15 protein-coding genes are annotated in these 10,467 nt (G+C 70.2%); 11 read left to right on the top strand and 4 right to left on the bottom strand.

The genetic code is table 11. The annotated features are described in order from the left end of the window. Window positions 1-12: 12 nt before the first annotated feature. The 9 genes from RLT57_RS08595 to RLT57_RS08635 are packed head-to-tail and all read left to right on the top strand — an operon-like array spanning window position 13 to window position 5,749. Window positions 13-1,116 (top strand): hypothetical protein, encoded by a 1,104-nt coding sequence (locus RLT57_RS08595; RefSeq protein WP_311296772.1) that lies wholly within the window; start codon window positions 13-15, stop codon window positions 1,114-1,116. Further along, window positions 1,117-2,319, top strand: a complete 1,203-nt coding sequence (locus RLT57_RS08600; RefSeq protein WP_311296773.1) for a hypothetical protein — start codon at window positions 1,117-1,119, stop codon at window positions 2,317-2,319. It abuts the gene before it with no gap. 1 nt (window position 2,320) lies between these two features. Further along, complete coding sequence (locus tag RLT57_RS08605) at window positions 2,321-2,809, top strand: hypothetical protein (RefSeq protein ID WP_311296774.1); 489 nt, start codon at window positions 2,321-2,323, stop codon at window positions 2,807-2,809. Between the two features lie 11 nt (window positions 2,810-2,820). After that, window positions 2,821-3,633 (top strand): N-acetylmuramoyl-L-alanine amidase, encoded by an 813-nt coding sequence (locus RLT57_RS08610; protein ID WP_311296775.1) that lies wholly within the window; start codon window positions 2,821-2,823, stop codon window positions 3,631-3,633. 54 nt (window positions 3,634-3,687) lie between these two features. Continuing rightward, window positions 3,688-3,954 carry a hypothetical protein gene (locus RLT57_RS08615; protein ID WP_311296776.1) on the top strand — a complete coding sequence of 89 codons (267 nt, stop codon included), beginning with the start codon at window positions 3,688-3,690 and terminating at the stop codon, window positions 3,952-3,954. 30 nt (window positions 3,955-3,984) lie between these two features. Next, window positions 3,985-4,275 carry a hypothetical protein gene (locus RLT57_RS08620; RefSeq protein WP_311296777.1) on the top strand — a complete coding sequence of 97 codons (291 nt, stop codon included), beginning with the start codon at window positions 3,985-3,987 and terminating at the stop codon, window positions 4,273-4,275. Continuing rightward, window positions 4,259-4,447: a DUF7620 family protein gene (locus RLT57_RS08625; protein ID WP_311296778.1), complete on the top strand. Its 189-nt coding sequence runs from the start codon at window positions 4,259-4,261 to the stop codon at window positions 4,445-4,447. Before RLT57_RS08620 ends, RLT57_RS08625 begins: the two co-directional genes overlap by 17 nt. Further along, window positions 4,447-4,761 (top strand): putative phage holin, encoded by a 315-nt coding sequence (locus RLT57_RS08630; RefSeq protein WP_311296779.1) that lies wholly within the window; start codon window positions 4,447-4,449, stop codon window positions 4,759-4,761. Before RLT57_RS08625 ends, RLT57_RS08630 begins: the two co-directional genes overlap by 1 nt. Further along, the gene (locus tag RLT57_RS08635) at window positions 4,748-5,749 is read left to right on the top strand and encodes a hypothetical protein (RefSeq protein WP_311296780.1); all 1,002 of its coding nucleotides are present in this window, start codon (window positions 4,748-4,750) and stop codon (window positions 5,747-5,749) included. The genes RLT57_RS08630 and RLT57_RS08635 overlap by 14 nt, the downstream gene beginning before the upstream one ends. Here the strand turns inward: RLT57_RS08635 and RLT57_RS08640 are convergent. Genes RLT57_RS08640 through RLT57_RS08650 form a run of 3 tightly spaced genes read right to left on the bottom strand, consistent with a single transcriptional unit; the run spans window position 5,746 to window position 6,502 of the window. Then, window positions 5,746-5,937, bottom strand: a complete 192-nt coding sequence (locus RLT57_RS08640; RefSeq protein WP_311296781.1) for a hypothetical protein — start codon at window positions 5,935-5,937, stop codon at window positions 5,746-5,748. The genes RLT57_RS08635 and RLT57_RS08640 overlap by 4 nt on opposite strands. Next, window positions 5,934-6,194 (bottom strand): hypothetical protein, encoded by a 261-nt coding sequence (locus RLT57_RS08645; RefSeq protein ID WP_311296782.1) that lies wholly within the window; start codon window positions 6,192-6,194, stop codon window positions 5,934-5,936. Before RLT57_RS08645 ends, RLT57_RS08640 begins: the two co-directional genes overlap by 4 nt. Window positions 6,195-6,250: 56 nt before the next feature. After that, entirely contained in the window at window positions 6,251-6,502 is a 252-nt protein-coding gene (locus tag RLT57_RS08650; protein ID WP_311296783.1) for a winged helix-turn-helix domain-containing protein, read from the bottom strand. 158 nt (window positions 6,503-6,660) lie between these two features. Between RLT57_RS08650 and RLT57_RS08655 the strand changes: the two genes are divergently transcribed. Further along, the gene (locus RLT57_RS08655; RefSeq protein WP_311296784.1) at window positions 6,661-6,876 is read left to right on the top strand and encodes a hypothetical protein; all 216 of its coding nucleotides are present in this window, start codon (window positions 6,661-6,663) and stop codon (window positions 6,874-6,876) included. Window positions 6,877-7,397: 521 nt separating this feature from the next. Here the strand turns inward: RLT57_RS08655 and RLT57_RS08660 are convergent. Further along, window positions 7,398-8,285 (bottom strand): NAD(P)-dependent oxidoreductase, encoded by an 888-nt coding sequence (locus RLT57_RS08660; protein ID WP_311296785.1) that lies wholly within the window; start codon window positions 8,283-8,285, stop codon window positions 7,398-7,400. Between the two features lie 309 nt (window positions 8,286-8,594). On the opposite strand from RLT57_RS08660, the gene RLT57_RS08665 reads away from it, so the two are divergent. Further along, complete coding sequence (locus RLT57_RS08665) at window positions 8,595-9,791, top strand: MFS transporter (RefSeq protein WP_311296786.1); 1,197 nt, start codon at window positions 8,595-8,597, stop codon at window positions 9,789-9,791. Window positions 9,792-10,467 lie beyond the last annotated feature (676 nt).

A 10,467-nucleotide genomic window follows, 5' to 3' on the forward strand; every position in this document is an offset into this window, starting at 1 on the left:
AGGGGCGCCCTCATGGCCGTCATCTCACCGCCCGCGTGGCTCCAGGCCGGCTCGTACCCGGCCCGCACGGACCGGCTGTCCGCGATCACCAGCCAGCTCTGGTACTCCGGTTTCGCGATCGACGAATCGACGCCGCTCCGCCCCCGGCAGGGTGTCCGCCCTTCCTACCAGGGCTACCAGCTGAAGGTGCGGGCGGCCGGCACGCCGAACATGACCGTCATCGTGTCCGCGGGCATGGGCTTCATCGACAACCACGACATCAACGGCTACGGCACGTACACCGTCGTCAACGACGCGGACGTGACCCTGAACGTCGCAGCGGCCGGCGGCGCCGGGCAGTACCGCAAGGACTCCGTGTGCATCAGCGTCTACGACGCGGAGACCGCGGGCGCCGTGAACAGCGCGGTCCTGGAGATTATTCAAGGCCCGTACGCCTCCAGCGCCGGCGCCACCGTCCGCGGCACCCTCCCGCCGAACTCCATTGTCCTAGCCGACCTGGCGATCGCCCCGTCGCAGACGAGCGTGGCGGCGGGGGGCATCACCGATGTCCGGAATTTCACCGCCAGCTTGGGCGGCATCGCGCCGATCCCCAGCACCATCGCCCCGGGCCACCCCCACCCCGGGCAGATGTGGTACGAGGCGGACCTCGACCGGTTCCGGTACGGCGACAGCACCGGCACTGTCAAATCGCTCCTGCCGGAGTGGCAGACTTACACCCCCACCTGGACCGCGGCTACCACCAACCCGACCCTCGGCAGCGGCACCCTCGTCGGCCGGTACGCCATGGTCGGCAAGACCTGCAAGGTCAAGATCGAGCTGGCCACCGCGTCGAACACTGGCTTCGGCAGCGGCCAATACAGCTGGGCGCTGCCCTTCACCGCCTCGGCAGCGGGCACCGGCACCAGCGTCGGCGCCGGCCACGGCATCACCGCGGGCAACGCGAGGTGGCCGATTCAAGCTCTGGTGACGGCTGCTGGATCGACTGTTGCGGTCTACAGCCCGATCGGGTCGGGCGACTGCCGCCTCACCGTACTCGGCTCGGCGCAGGGCATGGGCAGCGTGGCGTGGGCCACCGGCCAGACGATGCGCCTCGCGTTCGACTACGAGGTCGCGTAGATGACCGCCGACCTCCTGAGCGCGCTCGCCGCCATCGGCCAGGCGAGCGACTACCCGGACCACACGTACACCTTCCTCGCGTGCGACCTGCTCACCGATCAGGTCATCGCCGAGCTGCCGTTGCAGCAGGTGCAGTACGAGCGGGTCCTGTCCGGCATCGGGACCCTGACTGCTTTCCTTCCGCTAGCCGACGAGACGCTGCCGCTGGACCCGATCACCGCGACGACCGGCGGCCGGACCGCGCTGTACGTGGACCGCGACGGGGTGATCGTCTGGGGCGGCATCATCTGGACGCGGCGCCCGGCGCCTGGCGGCGTCACCATTCAGGCTGCGGAATTCCTTTCCTACTACCAGCACCGCTATATCACGCAGACCCTTTCCACTGTGGCAGCGAATGTCACAGACACGGATCTCGTACCGAACGGGCAGCTCCTTTACGGTGATCAGAAATGGATGATGTGGTCACTATTCCAGTGGGCCGCCCTATCACCGGGCGGCAACATCGGGATAGATATCAACCTGCTCGGCGGCGCGGCCGATGGCATCACCCGTGAGGCGACATTCTTCGGGTACGAGCGGCCGGAGCTTTTCGCCACCATGCAGCAGCTCTCACAGGCGGACAACGGCTTCGACTTCGCAATAGAGGTCGGCTGGAATCCCATCCACAACAACGAGGCGCCCACCCGCTACCGCCGGGCCCGCACCTACTTCCCGCAGCGGGGCCGCTCAGCCGTCGACTCCGGTCTGGTCTTCTCCAAGGGCGGGCCGGCCGCCAGCATCGTGGCCTACGACTGGCCGGAGGACTGGACCTCGATGGCGACCCGTACGTACGCCCTGGGCGGCGGGGACGGCGAGGCCCGCCTGATCGCGCAGGGGGTCGACGCTGATCTCCTCATGTCGGGGTGGCCGCTGCTGGAGTCGGTGGCCACGTACTCCGGGGTGACGCAGTTGGCCACGCTCCAGGGGCACGCTAACGCGGACATCATCACGCGCAGCGGCGCGGCGGTGGCGCCTACGTTCGACGTGCTGGCCGACGGCGACCCGGCTTTCGGCACGTACACCGAGGGCGACAGGGCAATTTTCAGCATCGCACCGGAGCCGCGTTTCCCTGACGGCCTGGACGTGGAGCTGCGAATCCTGGGCGTGCAGGTGACTGCGGCGCGGGGACCGGAAATCGTACGGCTCACCTGCACGGGAGCCTGATATGCCCTCATACGCGCGGCAGAAAACATTGGATGAGCGGGTCGCTATTCTCGAAGAGCGCCTAGCGAAATTGGAACGCTCGGGTTCCGTCGTGGACGATATCAACCTGTTCCGGGTCGGATTCGAGAATTACAATTACGACGACTCACCATCCCTCAACACCATATTCGAGAACTGGTTTACACCGCGCGGCGGCAGGCTCACTCTCGGTCTGACATTTTATGGCGACCAGGTCGGCACCTCACCCGCCGTGAATACAGGCGGTGCGTGGACGATTCTGCTGAATTCCGTTGTGGCAGCGTCCGGGACGGTACCGGCGACATTCACCCTGACCGACGCTTATGTCGTTCTCGACATCAGCCCCTACCTGGGGCAGAACACGCTGCATCTGGAGGTCCAGACACAGCGCACCTCGGGCGCGACGACCGGCGGCCGGTACGGCGGTGGCGGCTGCATCGGCTCCGCTGTCCACCAGGCCCGCATCAACTGAAAGGGAACTCGATGGCCCGTATGCCGGGCGCTACCTGGCGCCCCGTACCGAACTGCACCAAGGGCGGCCAGCAGGCCGTGTACGGCGTGGTGCTGCACATCATGGAGGGCACCCTCGACGGGAGCGACGCGTGGTTCCGCAACCCGGCGGCGCAGGCGTCCTCTCACTTCGGCGTCGGCAAGGACGGCCGGATCTATCAGTGGGTGGACACCGCGGACCGGGCGTGGGCGCAGGAAAGCGGCAACCGCGCCTGGTTGTCGATCGAGCACGAGGGGAACAGCGGCGACAGCCTCACCCCCGCGCAGCTCGCCGCGACCGCGCGCGTCGTCGCCTGGGCCCACGCCGTGCACGGCGTGCCGCTCCAGACCACGGACTCCGTGACCGGCCGGGGCATCGGCTGGCACGGCATGGGCGGCGCCGCGTGGGGCGGTCACCCCGACTGCCCCGGCAACCCGGTCAAGGCGCAGCGCGCCGCCATCATCACCGCCGCCAAAGGCGGCACCCCGACCGTCCAGGAGGACGACATGGACCTCACCCCCGCCCAGCTCACGGCCATCGGGAAAGAGGCCGCCCACCAGACGGCCATCTACCAGTGGGCCGACCCGGTCACCGGGAAGCCGGCCATGCTCGGCAGCTTCATCGCGAAGGCGTCCGTGCTGGAGCAGACCGTCAAGGCGCAGGCCGCAGCCATCCAGGCGCTGGCCGCGAAGGTCGGCAGCGGCGAGGACACGGCCGCGATCGTCGCCGCCGTCGAGCAGGCCATCGCCAGCAGTGTCGTGCACGTCGACGTGGACGTAACTGGCGCGGCAGTGCCCACCAGTTGATCACTTTGCGGGCACCCGCAAAGCCACCACCAGCAGCAGAAAGGTTCCACCACCATGAGCACCATCGGACTCCCGTCCAGCACCACCGTCATCAAGGACGCCAAGACCTACGCCATCGACCTCGCCGAACGCGTCGCCACAACCTTCGTCGTGGCGGCCGGCGGCATCCTCATCACCGCCGACGCCGGCAACATCGGGCACGTCACCTTCTGGCAGGGCGTCGCAGCGGCCGGCGTCGCAGCGGCCGGGTCCCTGGTCAAGGGCATCCTCGCGCGCGCGTTCGGCACCAAGGACAGCGCGTCCCTGGCCAAGGGCGTCTGAGGTGAGCGTGGCACGAGGCGAGGTGAGCAGATGGGCGAGCTGATCAGCCAGGGCGGCCCGGTCGGGCTGCTGTCCCTCGGCGTGGTCCTCATCCTCACCGGCCGCCTTGTGCCGCGCTCCACCCTGCGGGACGTGCAGACCGAGCGGGACACCTGGCGCGAGGCCCACCGGGTCTCAGAGGAAGCGCGCCGGCTGGACCGCGAGCAGCTTGGCGAGCTGGCCGAGCTCGGCCGCACCTCGACCCGGCTATTGACGGCCCTGCCCCGCGGGGAGGTGAGCCATGGGACTGCTGCGGAGGTGGGTGATGCGTCGCCGCGGTGACGCGTCCGGCCAGGCGGCGGCGGACGCCGCTCTGGTCCGGGCGAAGTGGGCGAAGGACGAGGCGGAGAAGCGGGGGCCGGAGGTGTCCGAGATCGCGGGGAGGCTGCGGCATCTCCGGGAGCGGAACGGCTTCGCGGAGATGATCGACAGGGCTTTGCGAGGGGGGACGTGATGGGTGGGTCTCAGGGGTGGAGCGCAGCCGCATCAGGGCTGGTGGCTGCTGCGGCCGCGGTGTTCGTGCTGGTGTACAACCACCGGGCACCGACCTGGCGGCAGTCGGCGATCGGGCGCCACATGGTCGCGGTGACTGCGGTGATGGGTGCACTCGGCCTGTACACGGTGGTGATCACAGTGTGGCCGGAGACGCTGCCGCTGCTGCGCTGGGTGCGTACGGGTGTCGTGACGGCGGCGGCCGGCCTGCTGGTGCAGCGAACGGTGTTCGTGATCCGGGCGACCAGGAAGGATGAAGGCGATGGGTCTGCCTGAGGGAATCCAGACGGTGACGCTGACCGGGCACATCGCCCGACCGGACGGCGCGAACAGCCCGGACTGGGTGCGGGTCAGCCCGGCCGCGGGCGAGCTGGTGTCCGCCGTGCACGGGGTGATCCTGCGCGGCGACGTGCCCGCCGTGCCGGACAGCACGGGCGCCTGGTCCATGGTGCTGCCCGCGAACGACGACCCGACCTTGCAGCCTACGGGCGGGACGTACCGGGTCGACCGGCCCGGCCGGAGCTACTACGTGCAGCTGCTGCACGCGATGGGCAGCGTCGACCTCGCGGAGCTGACGCCCGTCCCGGAGGACGACGGCGAGTACGTCCTCACCCCCGGCCCGCAGGGGCCCACCGGACCGCCCGGACCGGAAGGGCCAGCAGGCCCACAAGGACCAGGTGGCGGCGACACCGGACCACAGGGCCCCGCAGGGCCGAAGGGCGACACCGGAGAGCAAGGCCCGGCGGGCACCACCGGTCCGAAGGGCGACAAGGGAGACCCCGGCGACCCGGGCAGCGGCAGCTCAGCGATCCGCACGGCGGAGACCCGGGTCATCGCCGGAGACGTGATCCTCGCCGCGTCCGTCCCATGGGTACCGGTGGTCAGCGGCGGCGCGTTCCCCCTGGCCGTCACCATCCCGGCCGCGGTCGGCGACCGCATCCGGGTCGACGCCGTATTTATGCGGACCGGCACCGGCTGCTACATGGACCTCGCCGTCCTCGACGCCAGCGGGGCACCGAGCTGGTTCCTCGGGTCCCGGTCGGCCACCCCCCTGCCGGAAGGCAACCCGCTCTACTACCCGCAGACCGGCGGCTTCCCGGCCGCCACGTCCTCGCTGCAATTCACCGTCGAGGCGGGGCACGTGCAGGCCGGGGCCGTCACGATCGGGCTGGCCTACCGCGGCTCAGGCCCGCAGACCGTGTACGCCAGCGCCACGTACCCGGCGAGCCTGCTGCTCACCAACCTCGGCGCCGAGCCGGCTTAGCCGGGGACGGGTCCGCGGTAGAGCCACAGCAGCGGGTCCCCGCCGGGCTCCGGCTCGTAGTCGGCCCGGTCCGCCCACCCGTCCACCACCTGGTAGACGCCCCGCCGGACGGAGTCCTCCGGCCAGGCGGCCACGTCCATCTCCTGGCCGTCGAGCGGCCCGCCCACGTACCGGACGATCCTGCTCACCGCGGCGGCCCCCAGTGCCCGGTGGGCGGCTGCTGCTGCGGGTACTGCGCGCCCGGCGGCGGCCCGTACGACTGGCCGGGTGGCGGGTAGTACCCGGCGGGCGGCTGGTACACGGTGGTCCGGGTCTTCCGCCCGAGGATGGCCGCGATGGGCCAGCCGGTGACAGCCCACAGGCCGCAGGTCGCGATGCTCAAGACGATGTGCAGGGTGTGGTTCGCGCCCCGTTTGGTGACGTACTGCTGCGGCCTCGGCTGCATGATCCCCCCGGATCTGGTCGTGAGGGCACGACCGTAGCGCCCACCGGGGCCGCGCGTCAGCGCTTCGCGACGAACGTCCCCTTCGCGGGCAGCGTGACCACAAGGCCGCGCTCCCTCAACAGGCGCACCGCGCCACGTGCCGTATTCAGTGCGACCCCGTACTCCTCGGCGAGCGCCCGCTCACCCGCGAGCATCGCGCCCGGGGCCAGCTTGCCCGCCTTGATCTTCCGCTCAATGTCATCTGCGACCTGCACATATACGTATTCAGGCCGGGACGGGTCAACCGCTGGGATGTCCGATTCGCCCATGCCCGGACCGTAGCCCGGCAGGGTGCGCCCTGCCCGGCCAGGACGCGGCAGGATGCGGCTAGCCGCTGCCATCTGCGGCCATTCCCTCTACGCTGTACGCAGGACAAACCCCCGCGGCCTGGCAGGGCCCGGGGGACGGACGACCGAGAGGGGTCGACATGGCCGAGCGTACCGGCGGCGGACACTGGCTGGACACAGGCGACGGACTGGTCTCGGTGGACCCGCTGATCACCGGGGACCCGGACCCGCATCGGGACGCGTGGGTCACGTATCTGGATCACGTCGACGGGTGCGCGGAGTGCAAGCGGCGCCTGTACGGGTGCCCCGACGGCGCCGACCTCTGGAAGGCGTACAAGGCGGGCCGGTCGCAGTAGCAATCCGCGGGCCATTCGGCGCCGAATGCGCCATGATGACCCACTGCCGCGCGAGGCGCCTTCTGCGCGAGGTGCGCCGTACCCGCCCAGACGGCGGGCGCGTGGCCACTGGACCCCACCCCGCTACCCTGCGGAGTGGGGTCCACGTGTACCCGGAGGATCAGGCCAAATCTAGGGGCGGATACGCCAAGCGCCCCCCATTAGTTCCGGGTACCGGACCCGCAGGAAAACGCAGGTAAGCGCAGCGTTCAGGGCAGCACACCTTCTAAGCGCTTGGCCGCAGGTTCGAGTCCTGCCGGGGGCGCTCCTCGTCGCCTCGTGCCTGATGGTGGACACCGGGCATCCGCGCAGGTCGATCAGCCCGGAGAGGCCGCCCGGGCGGTACCCCCGGAGCAGTCACAGCCAGCGGCCCAAGGCGGTGCCATCCGGTCGACGGTGACTGAAACCGTACAGGTCGCCCTCCCTCGCGCGTCCCACGGCTGGAGACTCCGTCGCTCGAGGACGTGCCGTTGCGATCCGGGTCAGGTGCGCAGGCGGATGCCGGTGCGCTCTTCCAAGAGGGCGACGGCGAGGAGTTCGCCGTCAACCGGGCCATAGCGCTCAAGGGCCTGTCGATGCAGCGCGCGTACCGTCTCGGCGATGTCGTGCGGGGTGCCCAGTTGGCGTGCGAGGTCGACCACAACGGCCAGTTGGTCATGGATGTGGTCGAGTCCGAAGGACCGCAAGTAGTCGCCGGCGAACAGCGCGGGCAGATCACGGCGGATGAAATCACTGCTCGCGGCGCTGTCCGCAAGGGTGCCGTGCAGCACGTCGAGGTCGATGCCGGCGCCGCGCCCCAGCAGCAGGACTTCAGCGGTCGCCGCGGCCTGTCCGAACCAGAGCATGTTGACGAGGAGTTTGAGCGTGTATCCGGTGCCGAGGCTCCCTGCATGCGCGATCCGGTCGGGCGCGGCGACGGCCGTGAGCAGGGTCCGGTGGCGTGCGAGCAGTTCGGCGTCACCCCCGACGAACAGCCGCAGCGTTCCGGCTTCGGCGTCCGCCGGACCGCCACCCACCGGAGCTTCGAGGACCCCGACGCCCATTGCCCGGGCCCGCTCCTGGACGGGCGCAGCCGCGGCGGGCGAGTTGCTGGTCATGTCGATCCAGGTGGCACCGCGCGCGAGGGCGCCCAGAAGGGAGTCGGTCACCGTCGCCGCCGCTTCCGCGGGGCCCGGCAGTACCGTGATGAGCACATCCGCGCCTTCGGCCGCCTCGGCGGCCGAGGCCCGCCACTGAGCTCCGGCGGAGACCACCGCCCGTTCACGCTCGGGCAGGATGTCGAAGGCGACCACCGGATGACCGGCGCCGACCAGGTTGGCGCATATGGGTGTGCCCATGCGTCCCACACCGACGAGTCCGATCCTGGCCACCACCGGAGCATAGCCCGTACGTGATCAGGCGTACGGCGGACCTCCGGCATCCGCGCCACCCCCGGCACTCCGGGGCTCAGGACCCTCCCGGCACCGCACGACAAGGGTTCGGCGGACGCACGGGAGACGGAGGGGAGTCACTCGGCGGCTCCCCGGCGACCGGCGTCAGAGCCCCGCTCGCAAGGCGTCCGCCCAGGTCAGGGGCCCGCCGGGATAGTACGCGATTATGCTGCTTGCGCTGATAGCCTGCGCACGCAATGATTGCAGACCGCGTATAAAGGCGCACGCACTGCGACGAAAGGTTTGGACATGCCTATCGGGCTTCTCGCCTTAGCACTGGGGGGCTTCGGCATCGGGCTCACCGAGTTCGGGATCGTGGGCCTGCTGCCCGAAGTGGCCTCGGACTTCGACGTCAGCGAGCAGGTCGCCGGATACCTGGTCTCCGGCTACGCGCTGAGCGTGGCGGTCGGAGCCGTGGCACTGACCGCCGCGATCGCCCGGTTCGACCGCAAGAAGGTTCTGCTCGCGCTGATGGTGCTGTTCATCGCGGGCAACCTGATCTCGGCGCTCGCGCCGATCTACTCGGTGCTGCTGGTGGGCCGGATCGTCGCGGCGCTGTGCCACGGCGCGTTCTTCGGCGTCGGCGCGGTGGTCGCCGCCGACATGGTCGCGCCGAACCGGCGGGCCGGCGCCATCTCGCTGATGTTCGCCGGGCTGACCGCGGCCAACGTTCTCGGCGTACCGCTGGGCACACTGCTCGGCCAGCAGCTCGGCTGGCGTTCGACGTTCTGGGCGATCACGATCATCGGTGTCGTCGCACTGGCCGGGATCCAGCTGCTGGTACCGCCGACGCCGGCGCCCGCCGAGCTGAACCTGCGCAAGGAGCTGGGCGCGTTCCGGCGCCCCCAGGTCTGGATCTCCGTCACGGTCAGCGCGCTCGCCTTCGGCGGAGTGATCGGCGGATTCACCTACATCGCCTTCACGCTCACCAAGGTCACCGGGTTCGCCACCGGTACGGTGCCCTGGCTGCTGGTGCTGTTCGGGGCAGGCACCTTCGTAGGCAACTTCGTCGGCGGCAAGACCGCCGACCGGGCGCTGAACACCTCGCTGATCGTGAACCTCGCACTGCTCGCCGCGGTGCTCGCGGTGTTCGCGCTGACGGCGCACAACAAGGTCATGACGGTCATCTCGCTGCTGCTCATGGGCACGATCGGACTGGCCACCGCGCCCGGGCTCCAACTGCGGACCATGAAGCACGCCCAGGACGCACCGACGATGGGCTCCGGCGCGAACATCGCGGCCTTCAACGTCGGCAACGCGCTCGGCGCGTGGCTGGGCGGCCTGGCGCTCGGCGCCGGATTCGGCTACATCTCGCCGCTCTGGGTCGGCGCCGGCGTCACCGCCGCCGGGCTCCTCGTCCTGGCCGCCGGGTCCGTACGGCCCGGCCGGACGGAAGCGGACGCAGCCCCGGCGGAAGCCGCCCCCGCCGGCGTGACGACGGGCTGAGGCCGCGACAGACTCCGACTCCCCGCGCCGGCCGGTCACCGGCCGGCGCGGGTGCCCACAGTGCCGCGCCGGCGCACTGGCGCACTGGCGGACCCGTCGGAAAGAGAATGACGCGTATCGCAGGGTGACGACGTGGTTGAGAAGTGTGACCGGGGGACCGACCGCCCACGGTTCGGGCCGTCCGGGTTGAGGAGCGACCGGGCACTCGACCGGAGAGATCCGCCCTCGGCCTCACGGACAGGACTCGGGGCAGGACCTGCGCCGTCCCGGCGATCGGCATGTGACCAGCCGGGGTAGTCCGTCGGAATTGATCTCGCTCCGACCAGGACGATCCGCGGATGACCCGCCCCTACGGGCCCCCCTGGCGAGCGGACGCTGGCCGGATCAACTCGCCGGTCAAACGCACCGGATAGCCGTTCCGGGTTTTGGTCATATTGTTACACCTATTCATACGCCGAAGAGATCCACTTCCCGGCGCCTTGCCGAGGCGAGTGCTTGCGCACTTCATCCGACACTCCCTGCTCATGCGTCACAATAGGCCAAGAGCCGAAATCAAGAAGCACCGGATTATCACCGGCTCACCGGCGGGGGCGTCGGATTCGGCGTCCGCCCAGCCCGTCCGCACGGCCGCGTCGGACCCTGTCCCGCCGCGCGGCGCGGGCCCGTCCGGGTGGAT

It is taken from the genome of Streptomyces sp. ITFR-21 (assembly GCF_031844685.1).
Classification (GTDB): domain Bacteria; phylum Actinomycetota; class Actinomycetes; order Streptomycetales; family Streptomycetaceae; genus Actinacidiphila.